Genomic DNA, 19,885 nt, shown 5'->3' on the forward strand with positions numbered 1-19,885 from the left:
TATGTTAAAAGAGACAAAGCCAGAAAAGGCCCAGCATTGATGCCCGAGCAATATGTTCCAAAAGCCCTCCGGTGGATTCCCACATGGTAAGAAGCCTACTGCCACTGTCGGCGCTTTTGCTGGGATCCGCTTTTCTGCTGTTCGCAGGCGGGTTGAACGGTCTCATCTTGCCGATCCGCGGAGAGGCGGAAGGTTTCTCCGCTGCTTCGCTGGGCTTGCTCGGCACCGGTTGGGCCATTGGATATGTGGCGGGCTGTTTGCGCACACCGGCGCTGGTGGCGCGGGTTGGGCACATTCGGGCCTTTGGCGCGATGTGTGCGCTGGCCGCGATAGCTGTCCTGCTGTCTTTGATTTTGATCTCGCCGATGGTCTGGATACCGGTGCGGGCGCTCTCTGGCTTTTGCTTTGCCGGGGCCGCGATGATCGTCGAAAGCTGGCTGAATGAGCGGGCCGATGCGGCCTCGCGCGGGCGGGTGTTCGGCATCTACACCATGGTAAACCTGGCCGCGACAACCGCGGGCCAGATGGTGCTGACCCTTGGGGATGCCCGCGGATATCTGTTCTTTGCGGTTGCTGCGATGGTCTATTGCCTGGCGCTTTTGCCCACCGCGATCTTTGCGACATCGACCCCCAAACCATTGACCAGCGTGTCGTTGAACCTGCGCGGGCTCTGGAACAATTCGCCCATCGCCTTTTTTGCGGTTCTGATGGTGGGCATATCTAATGCCTCCTTTGGCACGCTGGCAGCCGTCTATGCCGCACGGATTGGCCTGACCCTGAGTGATGTTGCGCTTTTTGCCTCTGTGCCGATCCTTGCTGGCGCGGCGGCGCAAATCCCTGTCGGGTTCGCCTCGGACCGCTTTGACCGGCGCATCATCCTTGTGGTGATTGCGGCCCTGGCCCTGCTGGCGGATCTGCTGTTCATGTTTGGCGGTTTTACCGATCCGGCCAGCGTGCGGGTGCTTGCCGCGCTGTTTGGCGCCACGGTCTATGCGATGTATCCGATCATCGTGGCCCACGCCAATGACCATGCCGCCCCCGGCACGTTTATTCAGGTCAGTGGCGGCTTGCTGTTGGTCTATGGCATCGGGTCCATTGCGGGGCCAACGCTGGCGGGTCTGGCGATGACCAGCTTTGGCGCGTCCAGCCTGTTTGCGGTGACGGCCACTGCGCATATCTGTTTGATCCTTTTTGCCCTGCTGCGTTTGCGGACACGGGCCGCTGTGGCGCACAAGGACAAAGGCGTGTTTCAGGCGTCACCTTTGGCGCGGGTCTCTACCCCTGAAACCGCCGCCTTTGCCGCAGATGCGGCAGAGCTTCAGGCAGACCGCGATCAGAGCAAGGAAGGCGCATCGGGTTTGGAATAGCGGCGCAAAAATTGTTTGCGTTTGGGATGATCTGCGGTAGCTGACGTCGAGACATCTAGGAGAGCATGTGATGGCCGCTTCCCCCCCTCTGCGCCAGCATCGGCGTGATCTGGTGCCCGCTGGTGCGTTCACCTATCCGGTGCGGCATGTGCAGCCGACCCGCTGGTTCGGCTTTCTACTTCTGCCCGAATTTACCCTGCTGGCCTTTAGCGCCGCGCTTGATCCGCTGCGCATTGCCAATCAACTGTCGCAAAAGCCGCTCTATGGCTGGGTGGTTATGTCCGAAGATGGCCAGCCTGTTGTGTCGTCCTCCGGCGTGGATGTGGGCGTGCATGCGCCACTGCCCGATCTTGATGAGGATCTGCACCTGTTTGTCTGTTCCGGCAATCGCGGGCCAGAGGTCGCCAGTGATGCGGTTCTGTCTGCCCTGCGCCGTCATGCGCGGTTTGGCGGTGCGGTGGGCGGCATTTGCACGGGCGCCGCAACCCTCGCGCGGGCCGGATTGCTGAAGGACCGGCAATTCACCCTGCATTGGGAAAACCAGCCCGGATTTGCCGAAGCCTTTCCAGATCTGACACCAACCCTGCGCCGCTTTGAAACCGATGGCGGGGTGCTGACCTGCGGCGGCGGCGCGGCTTCGACCGAAATGATGATCTCGCTGATTGCTCAGGATTATGGCGAGGACTTTGCCATTGCTGTCTCTGACATGTGCCTCAACACCGCCGATCTGGCCCCTGCCCGTGAACAGCGATCGTCGATTGCCAAGGCGATCTCGTCGCGCAATCCCAAAGTGCTGGAGGTGATGCGGTCGATGTACCAGAACATCGAACATCCCCTTTCGCTTGAGGAACTGGCCGAGCGCGCCCATGTCTCGCGCCGGCAAATCGAACGGCAGTTCAAGACCCTGCTGGGGGAATCCCCTGCCGCAACCTACCGCAATATCCGGCTGGACCGGGCGCGGGCCTTGCTGATGGAAACGGATCTGAGCGTGATGCAAGTGGCGATGGCCAGCGGGTTCAACTCCGACGCAGTGTTCTCGCGGCATTTCCGGGCGCGGTTCGGCGAAACGCCCTATGGCACCCGCCGCAAGAAACGCGCTGATTAAGGGCTGACCCCCAAGCTCAGACGCCCAGATACCGGGTCAGCTTGTCCGGATTCTGTTCCAGATCGGCGGCACTGGTGGTTTCCACGTCGCGGCCATTCTCGATAAAGGCCACCTTGTCCGCAATCGACAACACCGCATCGACCCTCTGTTCCACCAGAACGATGGCAAAGCCTTCGGCCTTCATCCGCACGATCACCTGCCGGATCTGTTCAATCATCGAGGGCTGCAAACCCTCGGTCGGCTCATCCAGCAGCAATACCTTTGGCCGCAGGCATAGCGCACGGGCAGTCGCCAGCATTTGCTGTTCTCCGCCCGACAGCGTGCCCGCCGCCTGCCCCAGCCGTTCGCGCAGACGCGGAAACAGATCCAAAACCCAATCGCGGGTATCCGGCCCCTGTTTTCGGGTCATCAATCCGATCTCGATGTTCTCCGCCACTGTCAATTCTGGGAACAGCCGCCTGCCCTGCGGGATATACCCGATGCCCCGGCGCGGGATCAGATGCGCCGGCATATTGGTCAGGTCTTCGCCCTCAAGCGTCACGCTGCCTTCGGACACGGGCAGCAGGCCCATGATGGATTTCATGATCGTGGTCTTGCCCGCCCCGTTGCGCCCCAGAAGGCACAGGATCTGCGAAGGCTGCGCCGACAGGGACACGCCGTAAAGGGTTTTGACCTGCCCATAGGCCACATGGATGTTGTTGACCTCAAGCATGCGGCGTGCTCCCCAGATAGGCGGCCTGCACATCGGCATTGACGTGGATCTCGGCGGGTGTGCCTTCGGCCAGCACCATGCCTTGATCCAGAACGGTGATGAAATCCGCGGTTTCCATGACCACCTTCATGTTGTGCTCAATCAGCAGGATTGTGGTTTCTCCGGCCAGCGAGCGCACCAGCTTGATAAAGTCATCCACCTCGGTGTCCGCCAGACCCTGTGTCGGCTCGTCCAGAATGAACACATGCGGGTCTTGCGCCAGACCCATGGCAATCTCAAGAATGCGCTGGTGGCCATAGCTGAGATCACCGGCGATCTGTTCGGCCCGGTCCGCAATGCCAACGCGGGTCAGCACCGCCTGCACCTTGGCCTCCAAGGCCTTGCGGTCTTTGCCCAGTTTGCGCCGCGCGGCCAAGGCCACGTTTTCATGCACGCTCAGCCCCGGAAAGATCGAGGTGATCTGGAATGTATAGGCCAGCCCCAGCTGCATCCGTTTGTGCGCGGGCAGATGGCTGATGTCCTGGCCTTCAAAAAACACCTGACCGCTGGTCGCCTCTGTCCGGCCGCTGACCATGCCGACAAAGGTGGATTTGCCCGCGCCATTGGGCCCGATCAACGCGGTCACCTTGCCCTTGGCCAGTTTGAAATTCACATCTGAGTTGGCCAGCACCCCGCCATAGGCCTTGGTCAGGCCGCGGGTTTCCAGAATGCTCACGGCAGCCATTTGAAAACCCTCTTGCGCAATTCACCCGCCAGACCCTGCGGCGCGAACACCGTCAGCAGCACCAGTACCACACCCGCGATCAGCATATAGGCGTTGGTGTAGGTGCTGGAGGTGTCGATCAGATAGAACATGAAAAAGACCCCAATCAGCGGCCCGATTGTTGTGCCCGCCCCGCCCAGCAAGACCCAAAGCAGCGGAAAGATCGAATATTGCACGGTGGCAAAGGTCGCCCCGACATAGCCGAACAGCAAAGCATAGGCCACCCCTGCCACACCGGACACCGCCCCTGAAAGGACCAGCGCCCGCAATTTGTGACTGCCCGCGTCATAGCCCAGCATCCGCGTGCGTTCCTCGTTCTCGCGGATCGCCACCAACGTGCGGCCAAAGGGGGTCTGCACCAGCCGCGCCAGCCCCAGAAAACAGATGGCAAACAGGATCAGCGCGGTCACGTAACGCCCGGTCTCGCTGGTCAGGTCGATCCCGCCCAACATCCGCTGCGCCTGCTGGATCACAAAACCTTCGTCGCCGCGCGTATAGGTGCCGAAATAAAGAACAACCAGATAACCGGTTTGCGCAAACATCAGCGTCACAATCATAAAGGCCACACCCGCCGTGCGCAGCGCCAGCAACCCGATCACCAGCGCCAGCGCCCCGGCGCAGATAACCCCCGCCACAAAGGCAAGCGGCACCGGCCATCCGCCAAGGTTCAGCGTCAGACCAAAGCCATACATGCCCGCCGCAAAGAACATTGCGTGCCCAAGGCTCAGCAAACCGGTGTAACCGAACAAAAGGTTATACCCCATCGCATAGATCGCCAGCACCATGATCCGCGACAGGTTGCCCGCATGATAGGGCGGCAGGACAAAGAACAGCACCACCAGAAGGGCCAGCACTCCAAGGTGCAGCAAGGTCGATTTACGCGATGATGTCATGGCGCGGTCTTCCCCAGCAGGCCTTGCGGGCGGAACACCAGCACCATCGCCACCAGAAGTGTTGCAATGATCTTGGCAATGGTCGGGGAAAAGAACACCGAGATGATGCCATCGCTCATCCCGATCAGGATCGCGGCAACAATGGTGCCCGGCAGGCTGCCCAGCCCGCCAATGATCACCACGATAAACGACAGAAGCAGCGGATCATGCCCCATCAGGTAATGCGCCTGCTGGATCGGCACGACCAGAACCGCGCCCAATGCGGCCAGCCCCGCGCCCAGACCAAACACCAGCGAATAGACCGTGCCCACCGGAACGCCAAAGGCCTGAGCCATTTCGCTGTCTTGCTGGGTGGCGCGCATCACCAGACCAATCTTGGTGCGGGTGATCACCATCCACAGACCCAGCAGGATCACCACCGCCGCCGCAATCACAAACAGCTTGTAGCTGGTGGTGCTCAGCCCCCAGGGCCAGAACATCGCAAAACCATTCTCGCCAAATTCGAACCAAGGCAGAGACAGGCGCGTGTTGAAAGGCGCCTCCACCGGGCGGGCGTCCGGGCCAAATGTCATCAGCGTAGTTTGCTGGATGATATACAAGATACCGATGGTGCCGACGATGGTCCGGTCCGCATCATAATCGATCCGCTTGAGGATCAACCGGTCCGCCGTCGCTGCAATCGCTGCCACAAGAACCGGCACAATCAAAAGCGCCGTAACAAACCCCAGCGCCGGATGACCGCCAAGCGCCGATGTCACGTACCACGCCAAGACCGCGCCCAGCATGAAAAATTCGCCATGCGCCACGTTGACCACACGCATCACACCGAACACGATGCTCAACCCCATCGCCGTCAATGACAGGATCGCCGCGATGACCGCCCCCTCTAGGGAGGCGAGCATCAGATGAGGACCAAATTCCATAGGTATCTTGCCTGTTTTGAAAAGGGTTGAACCGCTTAGAAGGACTGCGCGGTGTAATCGACCTCATCTTCATACATGCCATCCTCGATCGACGCGGTATGCGCCCGCACGAGTTTGCCATCTGTGACCTTGGAAATGTACTGCTGACCAAAGACCTGATGGGTCTTGCCGTTGAACTGCTTCGGCCCCTGCGGATGGTCATCGCTTTCCGGCATGTCTGTCATGGCCTCAACCGCCTCGATCAGCTTGGCCCGGTCCGCCGGTCCCTGATAATCGGACGCTTCCATGCCTGCCTTGATGATGTTGAGCGTTTCCCAACAGCCAAACATATGGGCAAAGGTCGACACGTCCTTGCCATCCGAAAGCGACGCGCCCCGATCATCGACACCCACCGCAGCGCGATACGCCTTGTCATGCGAGGTCTGATCGGCCTGCGCGTGGCGCGGCATCCCCTCCCAGAAGTATGTCCCTTCGAGAAACTCCAATCCGGGGCTGTTGATGTTGACCGCCTCAAGGCTGTCGATAAAGCCAAAGATCTCGGGCCGGCTTGGGCCAAAGAATTCGCCCAGTTCCTTCACAAAGGTCAGAACCGCAGGGCCAACCATCACATGATAGATCACCTCGGTCTCACGCGGGATCGACGGGAAATAACGGGTAAAAGATGTCTCGGTCGGCGGGATCGCGATCTTGGCGACCACCTCACCGCCCTGCGCCTCAATCGCGGCGGAAAAGAAATCGCGGTGATCATGGCCAAAGGCAAAGTCAGGGAAGATCATCGTGACCTTCTTGCCGAGGTTGCCAGCCACAAAAGGTGCCATCGACTGCACCTGGCTTTTTACATCGGTGATGCCGGGCTGCAGGGTATAGCGGTTCAGCATACCACTTGCGACGTGATGGCCTTCGGAGACCACGAAATAGGGCAGCTTCAATTCGCCTGCGCGGGGGGCCGATCCGATCACCACATGGCTGAACAGCGTGCCAAAGGCGATGTCGCATTCATGCTGCGTCGCAAATTTCTCAAGCACCTCTGCGCCGCGTTTGGGGTCGGTGCCATCATCCTCGACCACGATCTCTACCGGACGGCCATTGATGCCGCCATTGTCGTTGATCCGCTTGACCGCCGCATCCGTGGTTGCGCCATACCAACGCCCATAGGCCGCGCCGATGCCCGTGGCATGTTTCTGAAACCCAATTTTAATCGGCGCGGAACTTTGCGCCTGGGCAAACCCCAATGTGCCCGGCAATGCGCCCGCCGTGGCCAATGCGCCCGCGCTGGCACCAAGGCCCAACAAAGTGGACCTGCGGCTTAACTTCGAAGACTTGAAATTCCCGTCCGACATAAAATTCTCCCATGCTGTGATGGCACTTTTGTCAGTGCTTCATCGTTGAAGTTTGTGTGTATACAAACGAAATGTCTAGAACTTTCTGAAACCACTATACGCCTCTGGGGCTGGCCAACAACCACAGACCAAAGATCGTATAGGCAATCATCAGCAGGCTCAGTCCGATCTGAAGCGCAATCAAATCCCTGTTTTTCTGCACAAATCCGGCAGCCAGGTGATGAGTCATCAACACCGACAGGATATGCGAGGCCACCACCGCTGCCGCCTGCGTGATCCAGATTACCCGGACCGTGTCTTGCGTGTTGAGAAACCCTGTCGTGACCCGCACCGCGCCCAGCCCAAACAGATTCCACCCCCGCGCCAAAGGGTCCGCAAGGGTGGCCGCGACATATTGGATCTGCACCAGAAAGGTCACGAAATAATGGGCGAAATGATAGCCAAGCGCGATCGGCAGGATCGCGATGGCAAAGCTGTTGAAGGCCACTCCAAAACCGGGCGCTTGCCCCCCGCCCCAACGGCGCACCGCCACAAGGCCGACCCAGACCGCCAGCGCAAAAACCGTGATCAGCGCCGCGTTGGCGGCATAAAGCCCGACCAGCGTCGGCATTACCACCGCAGACCGCCCCGGAAACGCCAACGGGTTGATCCCGATCTGGGCGAGCCACCAAAAGGTTTCATGCAGCCCGTCAAAGCTGCCCGAGGCGAGGATGACCAGACAGAACACCGCATGGCTTGGATGCAGCGGCGCCTCCACCACCGCACGCCATCCGGCAAAACCATAGCGCCCCTGCCCGCCTGCCTGAACCGGACGCAACCGGCCAATCAGGGCAAACAGCACCGTGAAACATTCCACCTGCGCCAGCCACCGCTCTGACCCGCAGAGGATCATCCCCGCCAGTGTGAACACCCAATATCCCAGCGCAAACAGCGCAAGACGGTCCGGATCGTTCGGTGCAACATCGGCGAGGATAAACCCCTGAAACATCAAAAACACCGCAACCGCCGGCCAAGCGCCCCAGCGTTCCGGCAGGCGCAATAGCGGCGCACTGCCTCCGGCAAGCAGTTGATGCACCCCCGTCCACGGATTGATCCAGCGCCAGACATCCGCGACCAAACCCTGCACCACAAACAGGCCAACCCACCACACCGTCCAAAGTGTCAGCGGCAGCAGATTGTTCTGCGGATCGGTCGGCCCTTGTAGACCGATGTATACCAAAGCCAGAAAAACCACGGTGCCAAGGATGGAGATTGCCATCTGCCCCGCAGGCCAATTCAGCGAAAAACTGAGCCGCCGCGCCCGAAACAAAACCGCCAGCACACGGGGTGACAGCACCGTCACCAGCACCAGCGAAAACACCACCGCCAATGTGCCTGCGACGGTATAGGCACCGGTCGGCAGCAACAGCACAAACCCCTGCTCTGACGCATGCGCCCAAAGCGGCGCGGGCCAAAGCGCGATCAGCGCGGCGGCAAAAAAGGGGGGTAACGGGCGGCGTTTCATGTGCTTAGATACAACCGACTATCCGTCAGGGAGCAAGTGATTTGATCAGACGTATTGCCGCTATTGTCATCCTCGGGGCCTGTGCACTTGCCCTTTTTTGGGGCATGAGCGCCAACCGCCCTTCCATCACGATCGAGAACGCCAAAGCCGTGCCGGTTGAGGGGCGCAATGACATGTTCATGGTCACACTCGACATGGTCAATGACGGCGCGGCCAGCACATTTTTGGGCGCTTCCTCGCCTCAGGCACAGATGTTGATGGTGATGAACCCCGGCCATGATGGCGCGGCGCTGATCGTGCCGGGCGGCGGCAAGGCATCGCTGGCCATGGACGGCGCCCATCTGATGCTGCGCGGCGGCGGGGATGACTTTACCCAAGGCGGCTTTATCCCCCTCACCCTGTCCTTTGCAAACGGGCAGCAGGTCTCAACACGGGTGATCCACGCCGGCAGCACCACGATGGATCACAGCGGCGCAGGCGTCAGCACCTCCCCTGCCCCGACCCTGATTCCACCGGCGCAGGTCGATGCCGATGGGTTTGAAATGCGCCTGAGCATCGAAAATTTCGCCTTTGTGAGGGTAGAGGACGGCACACCCCATGTGCCGGGCGAGGGTCATGCGCATATCTATCTCAACGGTCTGAAACTCGGGCGGCTTTACGACACCCGCTTTGACATCGGCGCACTCAGCCCGGGCAGCTACGACCTGCGCGTCGCGCTCAATAGCCATGACCACCGCCCCTATCTGGCGGATGGGGTGCCCGTCGCGGCGCAGTTTGCCTTTACCATTCCCTGAGCCAAAGCGCCCCGAATCCGGTTGACAAAAACCGGGGTGCCTTCATATCATTTGCATACAAACAATAATGCAACGGGAGCCATGGTGAGCTATCACAATCCGACAGATCTGGCCTCGGCCCTTGAGACCCTCACCCGTCAGGGCGGTAAGGTCGTCGCGGGCGGCACCGATGTCTATCCCTCCGCGCGGCAGGGGCAGCGGCCAGCGTTCTTTCTTGATGTGACCCGCATTGCCGGGCTGTCCGGCATCAGCCGCACCGAGGCGGGTTATCGGTTTGGCGCGGCCACCACATGGACAGAGATCCTCAACGCCGATCTGCCCCCGGCCTTCGACGGGCTCAAATCCGCCGCAGCCGAGGTCGGCAGCATCCAGATCCAGAACGCCGGAACGATTGCCGGAAACCTTTGCAATGCCTCTCCTGCAGCGGATGGCGTTCCGCCGCTGTTGACCCTTGATGCGCAGGTCGAACTGACCAGCGCCGCCAATGGGGCGCGTGTTCTGCCCCTGGCACAGTTCATCACCGGCGTGCGCCAGACCGCATTGGCCCCGGACGAATTGCTCACTGCCGTCCTTGTGCCGGAGCCACCGCAGAACGCCACCTCCTCTTTTGAAAAGCTGGGCAGCCGCCGTTATCTGGTGATCTCCATCACCATGACCGCCTGCCTGATCTGCCTCGACTCCAATGGCCGGATTACCGAGACCCGCATCGCCGTTGGGGCCTGTTCCCCCGTGGCCCAGCGACTGCCCGCCTTGGAACAGGCGCTGATCGGGAAAGCCGTGCATCAGGCCGCTGTCGAAGCTGACCACCTTGCCCCCCTCTCCCCAATCGACGACGTGCGCGGCAGCGCCGATTACCGCCTTGATGTGGTGGCCGAGCAGATCCGCCGTGCGATTGCAGAGGCGGCCGCGTGATGAACAAACCCACCGACCTTTCCGCCACGACCTTTACCCTCAACGGGCAGCACGCCCAATGCCATCCCGCCCCCGGCCAACGCCTGTCAGAGATGCTGCGCGAACAGCTTGATGCGCGGGATGTGAAAATCGGCTGCAACGCGGGCGATTGCGGCGCCTGCACCGTGTTGGTGGACGGCGCCTCCGTCTGCGCCTGTTTGATGCCCGCGCAACAGGTCGCGGGGCGCGCGGTGGAAACCCCCGCCGGCCTGCATGCCAATGATCCGATTGCCCATGCCCTGGGCGAGAGCTTTCAAAACCACGGCGCGGCGCAATGCGGGATTTGCACACCGGGGATGATGGCCTCAGCCGTGGCGCTGCTGCGGGCCAATCCGCAGCCGACAGAAACGCAGGTGCAGGATGCGCTTGGCGGGGTGCTGTGCCGCTGCACCGGATATCGCAAGATCATCGACGCCGTGATGGGCGCCCCTGCCCTCACCCGCGATGCACCCGGTCATGCAGGCGATGCAATCCGCCGCCTCGATGGCGCGGACAAAGTCGCAGGGCGCGAGACCTTCGGCGACGATATCGCGCCGCCCGGCACGCTTGAGATTTTGGTGATCCGTTCGCCCTTCCCTCGCGCCGGTTTCACCTTTGGCGATCTGGAGGGATTTGTTGCCAACACCGCTGGCGTTGAGGCCGTGCTGACCGCTGCCGATATCACAGGCCGCAACGTGTTTGGCGTCATTCCGCAGTTCATGGATCAACCCGTCTTTGCCCAGGGCGAAACCCGCTTTCGGGGTGAAGCCGTCGCCGCCGTGATCGGAACGCCGGAGATGATCCGCAACTTCGATCCCGCCACTTTCCCCATGACGTGGGAGGAACGCCCCGCCAGCACCGACATTCACAGCGCCCAAACGGATCAAGCCGCAGAGCTGCACAAAGGCCGGGACATGAACGTGATGTGCGGCGGCTTTGTCGCTTGCGGCGATGCCAAATCCGCGCTGGCCTCTGCGGATGTCACCGTGTCAGGCCACTACCAAAGCGGTTTTGTCGAACATGCCTATATTGAGCCTGAAGCCGGCTTTGCCCGTATGGATGGGGACCGTGTCGAGGTCTACGCCTGCACCCAGGCCCCCGTCATGGATCTTGAGGCGCTTGAGATCATCCTTGGCTGGGATCGCAGCCGCATCCGCATTGTGCCAACCGGCGTGGGCGGCGGCTTTGGCTCCAAGCTGGACATTTCCGTGCAGCCCTATCTGGCGATGGCCGCGATCAAGACCGGCAAACCCGTGCGCCTGACCTATTCGCGCAGTGAATCGATGCAAAGCACCACCAAGCGCCACCCTTCCGACATCCGCCTGAGCATCGGCGCGGACCGCACCGGCAAGATCACCGGCTATGACTTCTATGGCGAATTTGACACCGGCGCCTATGCCAGTTGGGGGCCGACCGTGGCCAACCGGGTACCGGTGCATGCGTCCGGCCCCTACAGCATCCCCAACTACCGCGCCGAATCCAAGGGCATACACACCAACAACCCGCCTTCGGGTGCCTTTCGCGGCTTTGGCGTGCCTCAGGCCGCGATTGCACAAGAAAGCCTGTTTGACGTGCTGGCAGACAGGCTTGGCCTCGATCCGCTGGAGTTCCGCATCCTCAACGCATTGGAAAACAACGCGCCCACGGTCTGCGGACAGGTGTTTTCCCAAGGGGTCGGCATTCGCGCCTGTCTGGAGGCCTTGCGCCCCGCATGGGCCAAGGAACGCGGCGCGGCGGCGGCATTCAACGCGGCCAATACCACTCTCAAACGCGGCGTCGGCATTGCGGCGGGCTGGTACGGTTGTGGCAACACCTCCCTGCCCAACCCCTCCACCATCAAGGCGGGCATCCGCGCCGATGGCACGATCGCCCTGCACCAAGGCGCAATGGACATCGGGCAAGGCGCCAACACCGTGATCAGCCAATTGTTCGCCACCGCCCTTGGCGTGCCGGTCCATGCCCTGACCCTGATCGGGGCGGATACGGACGTGACACCGGATGCGGGCAAAACCTCCGCCTCGCGGCAGACATATGTCTCGGGCAATGCCGCGCGATTGTCGGGCGCGGCGATGCGCGCCCAGATCCTTGAGCGGATGAATGTCGCCCAAGACGCCCAGCTTGAAATCGCAGATGGCATGATCCACGCCACTGACAACGCGGGCCGCCACAGCTTTGCGCTATCGACCCTCTCCGCCGATGGCGAAGGCTATGTGCTGCGCTCCGAGGAAACCTATGATCCGCCCACCAAACCGCTGGATAAAAACGGCCAGGGTGCACCCTATGCGCAATTTGGCTTTGCCGCGCATCTGGTGGTGGTCGAGGTCGATACTGCCTTTGGCACCGTCAAGCCGCTACACTTTGTTGCCGCCCATGATGTGGGCAAGGCGATCAATCCGATGCTGGTTGAAGGTCAGGTGCAAGGCGGCATTGCGCAGGGTCTCGGCATGGCTTTGATGGAAGAATACATTCCGGGGCGCACCGAGAACCTGCATGATTACCTGATCCCGACCATTGGCGATATGCCCCCCGTTGAAACCCTGATCATCGAAGAGCCGGACGCCCACGGGCCATACGGGGCCAAGGGGCTGGGCGAACATGTGTTGATCCCGACCGCCCCCGCGATCCTGAATGCGATCCACAATGCCACCGGTGTCCGCATCACACAGGTTCCCGCAACCCCCGCCCGCGTCCGCGCTGCACTCAAGGCCAAATCCCATGACTGAACGCGCCAAACCCGAAAAGATCCGCTGCGACGCCTGCCCGGTGATGTGCTACATCGCTGATGGCAAGATCGGTGCCTGTGACCGCTATGCCAACCACGGCGGTGATCTGGTGCGCCTTGATGCGCTGACCATCATCGAAGGCACCGATCAAAAGCTGGTGCCGTTCCTGTCGGACACACCCGCCGATGAATGGGATGGCAATATCGTCAAAGGCGACCGCCCCTTTGTCACCGCTGTCGGCGCTGGCACCACCTATCCCGATTACAAACCCGCGCCCTTTATTGTCAGTCAGGACGTTGAAGGCGTCGATATGGTCACCGTTGTGACCGAGGGCATCTTTTCCTACTGCGGCGTCAAGGTGAAGATCGACACCGACCGCCACATTGGCCACGAACGCGATGTGGTGCGGGTGGATGGAGAGCCGATTGGCCATGTGATGACCTCTGAATACGGGTCCAAGATGCTGTCGCTGGGCGGGGTCGAACACCTGACTGGCGGCACCAAGAAAGAAGGCCGCGTAACCTGCGATGCCCTTTTGAAACTGTGCAACCGCGAACCGGTGGAAATGATCATCGGAGAGGACGATCACGCCACCACCATCGTTGTTGAGGCCGGCAAAGCGCCGGTGATCAACGGGCTGCCGGAAAAGCTGATGCGGGTGGGCTGCGGCTCTGCCACCATCGGGATGTTTGCCAAACAATGGCTGTCTCATGCCGAAGATGTGGTCGTGGTCGATGACCATATCACCGGCGTGTTGTCCGAACATCAGGCGGGCAAGGAACTCGATGTGCCGCCCACCGGCATCAAGATCCTTGGCCGCCGCTCCACGCCGGGACGTTACTTTCAGGTGGCCGAGCCCGGCACTGGCTGGGGCGGCACCGATATCGAAGATCCGCTTGCGATCCTTGGTCCCTTCAACCCCAAGGTGGCATGGGCCGGACTGCGGCTTCTGATGGTTTCAACCACGGGCGAACAATCAGGCTATTACGAACTGGACGCCGATCTGGTGCCACAACCCGCACCGATGCCGGATGCCTTGCGGGCCTCTTGCGATCTGATCGCGGAAAACTGCGAACCCTCGATCTGTTCGGTGCTGTTCATGGGCGGCGCGGGCGGCAGCCTGCGGGCAGGCGTCACTGAAAACCCCGTGCGCCTGACCCGTTCAGTCAAAGACGCGCTGACCCATGTGTCCTGCGGCGGCGCGGAGGCCTATGTCTGGCCCGGCGGCGGTATCACGGTGATGGTCGATGTGATGGACATGCCCACCGGATCATTTGGTTACGTGCCGACCCCTGCCCTGGTCGCCCCGATTGAATTTTCCCTGCGGGTCAGTGACTACGCCACCCTTGGCGGCCACATGAGCGAGGTCAAACCCGTGTCCTCCGTCACCGGCGTCACCCGCAAGGTCAAGCCAGAGGCGCATGGACATGATCCGATGGCCCATACCAATTATCGCTGGGCCAAGGGCGACAAGTCCTGATGGGCCCGCAGGCTCATCTTTTGCCGGGTGGCACCCGTCTGCACCTGCAACACGGACCGATAGACCTGATCATCGGGGCCGAGGGTGATCGCAAAATCGCCTTTGCCGCCGCGCAGGCCCGCTTTGCCACTGTGCTGGAGGAACTGGTGCGGGAACTGCCTGCGTTGCGCCAACCGCTCAGCACGGAGAGCCCTCCGCCCAACGGGGCCATCGCCTGCCAGATGCACCTTGCCACCTATCCTTATGCGGCAGAGAGTTTCGTCACCCCGATGGCTGCCGTTGCCGGTGCTGTGGCCGATCACGTCCTGCACGCCATCTGCGCCGCCACGCCCCTGACCCGTGCCTATGTGAACAACGGCGGCGACATCGCCCTGCATCTGACCAAAGGACAGCATTTCACATCTGCTATGTCCGGCCATGACGGCAGTGATCTGGGCCGCATCACAATCACACAGGACACGCCCATTCGCGGCATCGCCACCAGTGGACGCCATGGCCGCAGTCTCAGCCTTGGCATCGCCGACAGCGTCACCGTGCTGGCCCGCACCGCCGCCGAAGCGGACGTTGCCGCCACGATGATCGCCAATGCCGTGGACCTGCCCAACCATCCCGCGATCACCCGCGCCCCGGCCAGCAGCCTTGATGACAACAGCGACCTTGGCGATCTGCCCGTGGTCACCCATTGCAGCGCGTTGCCCGCAACAGACCGCCGCTTGGCGCTTGAACAGGGGCGCAAACGCGCCGATGATCTGATTCAAAAGGGCCGCATTCTTGGTGCAGCCCTGTTTCTGCAAGGGGACAGCCAAAGCTGCACCGCGCCCCTCGCTTCCCTCAGCTTAAGGACCGCTGAACATGCCTGACGTTATTCTGCGCAAAACCAGCCGCGTGATCGAAGAGATCTTTCACGAGGGCGGCCCAGTGCCTGCCAAATCCCTCAAACGCGCCGCTGTGATGGCGGTGATCAAGAACCCCTTCGCCGGACGGTACGAACCGGACATCCAACCCTTTATGGAGGATCTCAAACCGCTCGGCCTGTCGATGGCGGAAAAGCTGGTCGAGATGCTTGGCGGTGCCGACCAAATCGAAGGCTACGGCAAAGCTGCTCTGATCGGCGCAGATGGAGAGTTGGAGCATGGCGCACTTTGGCACGCCCCCGGCGGTTACGCGATGCGCGAGCTGCTGAATGGATCTAACGCCATCGTGCCCTCCACCAAAAAGGTCGGCGGCGTTGGCGCACGGCTTGATGTACCGATCACCCATATTAACGCATCCTATGTGCGCAGCCATTTCGACAGCATGGAAGTGGGCCTCAACGACGCGCCGCGCGCCGATGAGATGATGCTCATTCTGGTGATGACCACGGGCGCACGCATTCACAATCGCGCTGGCGGATTGGCCGCCGCAGACATAAAAGGGGAGGACGGATTGAGATGACCGCCAAGATCCGCAAAATTGCCGTCAACGTCGAGGAAACCCACAGCGAAATGGGCCGCAACATTGCGCCGCCCACCCGCAAGGCCGTCGCCGTGGCGGTGATCGAAAACCCCTTTGCCGGGGTCTATCAGGAAGACCTCAGTGCCCTGATGGACATCGGCGCAGAACTGGGCGCGCTTCTGGGCGACAAATGTGTCGCGGCCCTTGGCATCACGCCGGCGCAGGCGCAAAGCTACGGCAAATCCGCCATGGTCGGCGAAAACGGTGAGCTGGAACATGCCGCCGCGATCCTGCATCCCAAACTTGGCGCACCCCTCCGGGCCGCCGTGGAAAAAGGCGCAGCTCTGGTCGCCTCTTCGAAAAAGATGGGCAGCCCCGGTCAGGTGCTCGATGTGCCTCTGGGCCACAAGGACGCCGCCTATGTGCGCAGCCATTTTGACGGAATCGAGGTTTGCCTCAACGACGCCCCCCGCGCCAATGAGATCATGGTCGCCGTGGCCGTCACCGACAGCGGCCGGCCCCTGCCCCGCGTGGGCGGTTTGACCCATGACGAGGCCGAGGGCAAAGACGGGTTGCGCTAAATGAAATCAGGCGGGCAGGTTAAGCCTGCCCGCCATCCTGCTCATGTGGCAGGGCTCACAGGGCAAATTCCTGAAACAGGTATCCGCCCTCATAGACCTTGGTTGACCGATGCTTCAGATCTGGCGCCGCTGCGCCATCGCCAAACAGCGGCACACCCCCGCCCAACACGATCGGCGCACGCTTCAGGCGCAACAGATCAATCGCCCCAAGCGCCAGCAACGCCCCGGCAAAGGCCCCGCCCCCACACAGATAAACCGGCCCGCCCGCGGTCGCTTTGAGATCATCCAGATGCGCTTTCAAATCCCCCTGCATCTGGGTCACGTCGCTTTGATCGGGCAGATCAATCTGCTTTGAGAACACATAGGTCTGCATATGGGGATAAGGGTTTTGCCCCGGCTCCAAACCAAAGCGATAGCCAAACTCATAGGTGCCCCGCCCCATGATTGCCGCGCCATAGGTTTGCAACCGCACAGCGTAGTCTTCCACCACTTCTCCCTCTTGGGCAAAGCGGCTGATGTCCCCGTCAGGACCAGAAATATAACCGTCAACAGAGACGGCAACGTCATAGATAATGGGATGCATGGAATGCTCCGTGAATAAATACCAATCGGGCCGAATGGGCCGGTTCTTGCAGGTACTTACTTGATCACTGGCAGGGCACTCCTCTGTTGCGGTTTATATGGCAACGCATGCGGGGGTTGTCAAATCCACTTCATTCCCCGTTGTGCATCACTTCCTGCCTGCGGTATGAACGCTCATGACCCGAACCGCCCCTGCCCCCAGCGAGACCGCCTATATCCTCGAAGATCAGGTGGGCTATCTGCTTCGACTGGCCAGCCAGCGGCACGCGGCGATCTTTCAAAAACACGCGGTGCAAAACCTCACGCCGACCCAGTTCACCACCTTGCTGCGTGTGGCCGAACAGGGGGATGTGTCGCAAAACCATCTGGGGCGTCTGGCCGCGATGGATGTGGCAACGATCAAAGGTGTGGTGGACCGGCTCAAGGCCAAGGGGCTGATGCAATCGCGCCCCGATCAGGTCGACAAACGCCGCTCCATCATCTCGCTGACGGAGAAGGGCGCGGATCTGATTGACGATCTCAAACAGACCGGCCTGATCATCACCGAAGACACCCTTGCCCCGCTCACCGCGCAGGAACGGCGCACGCTGGCCAACCTGTTGCGCAAGATCTCTTAGGCCGAAACGACCTCCGGCAATCTATCCGCCGGTGGCGTGTTGCGGCTGCGTTCGCTGCGCACGACCCCATCAATAATCGTCATGCCAACCCCTGGCAGATTGCCCAGTTGCACCGATTCCAGCATATTCTTGCCCGGCGCATGTTGGGCCTGATCCAGCAGCACAAAATCGGCGCACATGCCGACCTCGATCAATCCGGTATCCAGTTTGCGTTGCCGCGATGTGTTGCCATTGCCAAAGCAGAAGGCCAGCTCCGCCGGCACATTCCCCAAGGAGGACAACATCGCGATCATCCGCAAAATGCCCAGCGGCTGCACCCCCGATCCCGCAGGACCGTCCGTGCCAAGGATCACCTGGTCCAGCTTGCCCAGTTCCCGCGCCGTGTTCAGCGTCAGCAGCGCCGCGCGTTCATTGCCGTTGTGCACGATCTCAAGCGCCGCCTTGCAGCTTTCGCACAGGCAGATGATCTGATCATCCGGCAAGGCCGAATGCCCGCCGTTGATGTGGCCCACAACATCGGTTCCGGTTTCCAGCACCATATCCGCATCAATCAACCCTGATCCGGGGATTGACGGCCCGCCCGTGTGGATCGTGCTTTGAATGCCGTATTTACGCGCCCAAGAGACCATCTGCTGCGCGGTCTTGCCATCCTTGACCGTGCCAAGACCCACCTCGCCCAACAGTTTGACCCCCGCATCGGCCAGATCCTTGAAATCTTCCTCGACCATGCCGTGTTCGATCACCGGCGCACCGGCATGCACCTTGACCCCGGAGGGGCGAAAATTCTCGTACCAACGCTGTGAGGCAATCGCCATCGCCTTGAGGCCAACCACATCTTTGGGCCGCCCCGGCATATGCACCTCGCCCGCCGAGATCAGGGTGGTCACTCCGCCATGCAGCGTGCTGTCGATCCAGTGCAGCTGTTGCTGGCGCGGGGTGTAATCCCCGACCACGGGGTGAATGTGGCTATCGATCAAACCGGGGGCCAGCGTCACGCCATGGGCATCAACCGTCGTCGTCGCGCCCTCGCAATCAAGATCCTTTTCCTTGCCCCATGCGGAAATCTTGCCATCAACCGCAATCAGACAATCCCCGTCAAAGATCGGCTCTTCGAGTTTTCCCGACAGGATCTGCCCGATATTCCTGATCACCAACTTGTCCATGAACCGTCCTCCAACATGCGTTCTTATTGTTAGTATACGAATATTTCGCGGCTCGCCGTCAAGGGCGATTATCCCCTGCCCTGCCGAAATCAGACCTGTGTTGACAGCCGCTTTTTGCTTCGCTAATTCATTTGCATACAAATGATTATCGGAGCGTGAAAATGTCCCTAGATGCAACCGCCGCCCAAGGCGCGTTACCGATCCCCGCAGGGGTCTTTGCCCAGACCGTCACATCCGTTCAGCATTACACCGACCGCCTGTTCAAGTTCCGCATCACCCGCCCGGACAGCTTTCGCTTTCGCTCCGGCGAATTTGTGATGATCGGGCTGCCCAACGCCGAACGCCCGGTGTTCCGCGCCTATTCCATCGCCTCGCCCAGTTGGGATGAAGAGATCGAGTTTTACTCGATCAAAGTGCCGGGCGGCCCGCTCACCGAACATCTGCAAAAGATACAGGTGGGCGATACAATCCTGATGCGGCGCAAGCCCACAGGCACCCTGGTCAATGATGCCTTGCTTCCGGGCAAACGGCTCTGGATGTTTGCCACCGGCACCGGCATTGCGCCCTTTGCCAGCCTGATCCGCGACCCTGAAACTTACGAGAAATTCGACGAGGTAATCCTCACCCACACCTGCCGCGAGGTGGCCGAGCTGACCTATGGCAAGGAACTGGTCGCGGCGGTGAAAGATGACCCGCTGGTTGGTGAATTTGCCCAAGGGCTGCGCCACTATTGCACCACCACCCGCGAGGATTATCCCTTTATGGGCCGCATCACCGATCTTATGGCGTCTGGCAAGGTGTTTGACGATCTGGGCCTGCCGCCCATCGCACCCGCCACAGACCGCGGCATGATCTGCGGATCAATGGACATGTTGCGCGACACCAAGGCGGCGCTGGAAGGGTTTGGATTGGTCGAAGGGGCCAATAACCGCCCCGATACTTTTGTCGTCGAAAAGGCGTTTGTGGACTAGGGC

The 19,885-nt window shown here is 61.0% G+C and carries 19 protein-coding genes; 11 read left to right on the forward strand and 8 right to left on the reverse strand.

What is annotated here, in order from left to right; all coding sequences use genetic code 11:
• Positions 1-83 precede the first annotated feature (83 nt).
• Together K3754_RS19490 and K3754_RS19495 are read left to right on the forward strand one after the other, a co-directional pair.
• Positions 84-1,367, forward strand: coding sequence for an MFS transporter (locus K3754_RS19490; protein ID WP_259943679.1), 1,284 nt, complete (start codon positions 84-86; stop codon positions 1,365-1,367).
• A 70-nt stretch (positions 1,368-1,437) separates the two neighbouring features.
• Positions 1,438-2,472, forward strand: coding sequence for a GlxA family transcriptional regulator (locus K3754_RS19495; protein ID WP_259943681.1), 1,035 nt, complete (start codon positions 1,438-1,440; stop codon positions 2,470-2,472).
• A 16-nt stretch (positions 2,473-2,488) separates the two neighbouring features.
• Here the strand turns inward: K3754_RS19495 and K3754_RS19500 are convergent, their stop codons facing one another.
• The 6 genes from K3754_RS19500 to K3754_RS19525 all read right to left on the reverse strand — a co-directional run bounded on the left by K3754_RS19500 (position 2,489) and on the right by K3754_RS19525 (position 8,607).
• On the reverse strand, positions 2,489-3,184 hold the full coding sequence (locus tag K3754_RS19500; protein ID WP_259943683.1) for an ABC transporter ATP-binding protein: 696 nt from the start codon (positions 3,182-3,184) through the stop codon (positions 2,489-2,491).
• Complete coding sequence (locus K3754_RS19505) at positions 3,177-3,908, reverse strand: ABC transporter ATP-binding protein (protein ID WP_259943686.1); 732 nt, start codon at positions 3,906-3,908, stop codon at positions 3,177-3,179. Before K3754_RS19505 ends, K3754_RS19500 begins: the two co-directional genes overlap by 8 nt.
• Positions 3,896-4,840 (reverse strand): branched-chain amino acid ABC transporter permease, encoded by a 945-nt coding sequence (locus tag K3754_RS19510; RefSeq protein WP_259943688.1) that lies wholly within the window; start codon positions 4,838-4,840, stop codon positions 3,896-3,898. The genes K3754_RS19505 and K3754_RS19510 overlap by 13 nt, the downstream gene beginning before the upstream one ends.
• Positions 4,837-5,763 carry a branched-chain amino acid ABC transporter permease gene (locus K3754_RS19515; protein ID WP_259943690.1) on the reverse strand — a complete coding sequence of 309 codons (927 nt, stop codon included), beginning with the start codon at positions 5,761-5,763 and terminating at the stop codon, positions 4,837-4,839. Before K3754_RS19515 ends, K3754_RS19510 begins: the two co-directional genes overlap by 4 nt.
• A 35-nt stretch (positions 5,764-5,798) precedes the next feature.
• Positions 5,799-7,103, reverse strand: coding sequence for an ABC transporter substrate-binding protein (locus K3754_RS19520; protein ID WP_203212486.1), 1,305 nt, complete (start codon positions 7,101-7,103; stop codon positions 5,799-5,801).
• Between the two features lie 94 nt (positions 7,104-7,197).
• The gene (locus K3754_RS19525) at positions 7,198-8,607 is read right to left on the reverse strand and encodes a hypothetical protein (protein WP_259943692.1); all 1,410 of its coding nucleotides are present in this window, start codon (positions 8,605-8,607) and stop codon (positions 7,198-7,200) included.
• Between the two features lie 104 nt (positions 8,608-8,711).
• Between K3754_RS19525 and K3754_RS19530 the strand changes: the two genes are divergently transcribed.
• The 7 genes from K3754_RS19530 (at position 8,712) to K3754_RS19560 (ending at position 16,549) form a co-directional block, all read left to right on the forward strand.
• Positions 8,712-9,401, forward strand: coding sequence for a copper chaperone PCu(A)C (locus tag K3754_RS19530; RefSeq protein ID WP_259943695.1), 690 nt, complete (start codon positions 8,712-8,714; stop codon positions 9,399-9,401).
• A gap of 84 nt (positions 9,402-9,485) precedes the next feature.
• Positions 9,486-10,313, forward strand: a complete 828-nt coding sequence (locus K3754_RS19535; protein WP_409202396.1) for an FAD binding domain-containing protein — start codon at positions 9,486-9,488, stop codon at positions 10,311-10,313.
• Entirely contained in the window at positions 10,313-13,054 is a 2,742-nt protein-coding gene (locus K3754_RS19540; protein WP_259943701.1) for a molybdopterin cofactor-binding domain-containing protein, read from the forward strand. Before K3754_RS19535 ends, K3754_RS19540 begins: the two co-directional genes overlap by 1 nt.
• A complete protein-coding gene (locus K3754_RS19545) occupies positions 13,047-14,534 on the forward strand; it encodes a 6-hydroxynicotinate reductase (RefSeq protein WP_259943704.1) in 1,488 nt (495 codons plus the stop codon). The genes K3754_RS19540 and K3754_RS19545 overlap by 8 nt, the downstream gene beginning before the upstream one ends.
• A complete protein-coding gene (locus tag K3754_RS19550; RefSeq protein WP_259943707.1) occupies positions 14,534-15,394 on the forward strand; it encodes a UPF0280 family protein in 861 nt (286 codons plus the stop codon). The genes K3754_RS19545 and K3754_RS19550 overlap by 1 nt, the downstream gene beginning before the upstream one ends.
• Positions 15,387-15,968 (forward strand): amino acid synthesis family protein, encoded by a 582-nt coding sequence (locus tag K3754_RS19555; RefSeq protein ID WP_203212479.1) that lies wholly within the window; start codon positions 15,387-15,389, stop codon positions 15,966-15,968. The genes K3754_RS19550 and K3754_RS19555 overlap by 8 nt, the downstream gene beginning before the upstream one ends.
• Positions 15,965-16,549 carry an amino acid synthesis family protein gene (locus tag K3754_RS19560; protein WP_203212478.1) on the forward strand — a complete coding sequence of 195 codons (585 nt, stop codon included), beginning with the start codon at positions 15,965-15,967 and terminating at the stop codon, positions 16,547-16,549. Before K3754_RS19555 ends, K3754_RS19560 begins: the two co-directional genes overlap by 4 nt.
• Before the next feature lie 55 nt (positions 16,550-16,604).
• Here the strand turns inward: K3754_RS19560 and K3754_RS19565 are convergent, their stop codons facing one another.
• Positions 16,605-17,132, reverse strand: a complete 528-nt coding sequence (locus K3754_RS19565; protein ID WP_259943710.1) for a dihydrofolate reductase family protein — start codon at positions 17,130-17,132, stop codon at positions 16,605-16,607.
• Positions 17,133-17,307: 175 nt separating this feature from the next.
• Here K3754_RS19565 and K3754_RS19570 point away from each other — a divergent pair, with 175 nt between their 5' ends.
• Entirely contained in the window at positions 17,308-17,748 is a 441-nt protein-coding gene (locus K3754_RS19570; RefSeq protein ID WP_203212476.1) for a MarR family winged helix-turn-helix transcriptional regulator, read from the forward strand.
• Here the strand turns inward: K3754_RS19570 and K3754_RS19575 are convergent.
• The gene (locus tag K3754_RS19575) at positions 17,745-18,911 is read right to left on the reverse strand and encodes an amidohydrolase family protein (RefSeq protein ID WP_203212475.1); all 1,167 of its coding nucleotides are present in this window, start codon (positions 18,909-18,911) and stop codon (positions 17,745-17,747) included. The genes K3754_RS19570 and K3754_RS19575 overlap by 4 nt on opposite strands.
• A 161-nt stretch (positions 18,912-19,072) precedes the next feature.
• Here K3754_RS19575 and K3754_RS19580 point away from each other — a divergent pair, with 161 nt between their 5' ends.
• Positions 19,073-19,882, forward strand: a complete 810-nt coding sequence (locus K3754_RS19580) for a ferredoxin--NADP reductase (protein ID WP_259943712.1) — start codon at positions 19,073-19,075, stop codon at positions 19,880-19,882.
• The last annotated feature ends 3 nt before the right edge of the window (positions 19,883-19,885 follow it).

Source organism: Sulfitobacter sp. M368 (assembly GCF_025141875.1).
In the GTDB taxonomy this organism is placed as follows: Bacteria; Pseudomonadota; Alphaproteobacteria; order Rhodobacterales; family Rhodobacteraceae; genus Sulfitobacter; species Sulfitobacter mediterraneus_A.

What these genes read in the sequence shown, in the direction of transcription:
- K3754_RS19490 (WP_259943679.1), top strand. Translation starts at nt 84, where the DNA reads ATGGTAAGAAGCCTACTGCCACTGTCGGCGCTTTTGCTGGGATCCGCT.
- K3754_RS19495 (WP_259943681.1), top strand. Translation starts at nt 1,438, where the DNA reads ATGGCCGCTTCCCCCCCTCTGCGCCAGCATCGGCGTGATCTGGTGCCC.
- K3754_RS19500 (WP_259943683.1), bottom strand. Translation starts at nt 3,184, where the DNA reads ATGCTTGAGGTCAACAACATCCATGTGGCCTATGGGCAGGTCAAAACC.
- K3754_RS19505 (WP_259943686.1), bottom strand. Translation starts at nt 3,908, where the DNA reads ATGGCTGCCGTGAGCATTCTGGAAACCCGCGGCCTGACCAAGGCCTAT.
- K3754_RS19510 (WP_259943688.1), bottom strand. Translation starts at nt 4,840, where the DNA reads ATGACATCATCGCGTAAATCGACCTTGCTGCACCTTGGAGTGCTGGCC.
- K3754_RS19515 (WP_259943690.1), bottom strand. Translation starts at nt 5,763, where the DNA reads ATGGAATTTGGTCCTCATCTGATGCTCGCCTCCCTAGAGGGGGCGGTC.
- K3754_RS19520 (WP_203212486.1), bottom strand. Translation starts at nt 7,103, where the DNA reads ATGTCGGACGGGAATTTCAAGTCTTCGAAGTTAAGCCGCAGGTCCACT.
- K3754_RS19525 (WP_259943692.1), bottom strand. Translation starts at nt 8,607, where the DNA reads ATGAAACGCCGCCCGTTACCCCCCTTTTTTGCCGCCGCGCTGATCGCG.
- K3754_RS19530 (WP_259943695.1), top strand. Translation starts at nt 8,712, where the DNA reads ATGAGCGCCAACCGCCCTTCCATCACGATCGAGAACGCCAAAGCCGTG.
- K3754_RS19540 (WP_259943701.1), top strand. Translation starts at nt 10,313, where the DNA reads ATGAACAAACCCACCGACCTTTCCGCCACGACCTTTACCCTCAACGGG.
- K3754_RS19545 (WP_259943704.1), top strand. Translation starts at nt 13,047, where the DNA reads ATGACTGAACGCGCCAAACCCGAAAAGATCCGCTGCGACGCCTGCCCG.
- K3754_RS19550 (WP_259943707.1), top strand. Translation starts at nt 14,534, where the DNA reads ATGGGCCCGCAGGCTCATCTTTTGCCGGGTGGCACCCGTCTGCACCTG.
- K3754_RS19555 (WP_203212479.1), top strand. Translation starts at nt 15,387, where the DNA reads ATGCCTGACGTTATTCTGCGCAAAACCAGCCGCGTGATCGAAGAGATC.
- K3754_RS19560 (WP_203212478.1), top strand. Translation starts at nt 15,965, where the DNA reads ATGACCGCCAAGATCCGCAAAATTGCCGTCAACGTCGAGGAAACCCAC.
- K3754_RS19565 (WP_259943710.1), bottom strand. Translation starts at nt 17,132, where the DNA reads ATGCATCCCATTATCTATGACGTTGCCGTCTCTGTTGACGGTTATATT.
- K3754_RS19570 (WP_203212476.1), top strand. Translation starts at nt 17,308, where the DNA reads ATGACCCGAACCGCCCCTGCCCCCAGCGAGACCGCCTATATCCTCGAA.
- K3754_RS19575 (WP_203212475.1), bottom strand. Translation starts at nt 18,911, where the DNA reads ATGGACAAGTTGGTGATCAGGAATATCGGGCAGATCCTGTCGGGAAAA.
- K3754_RS19580 (WP_259943712.1), top strand. Translation starts at nt 19,073, where the DNA reads ATGTCCCTAGATGCAACCGCCGCCCAAGGCGCGTTACCGATCCCCGCA.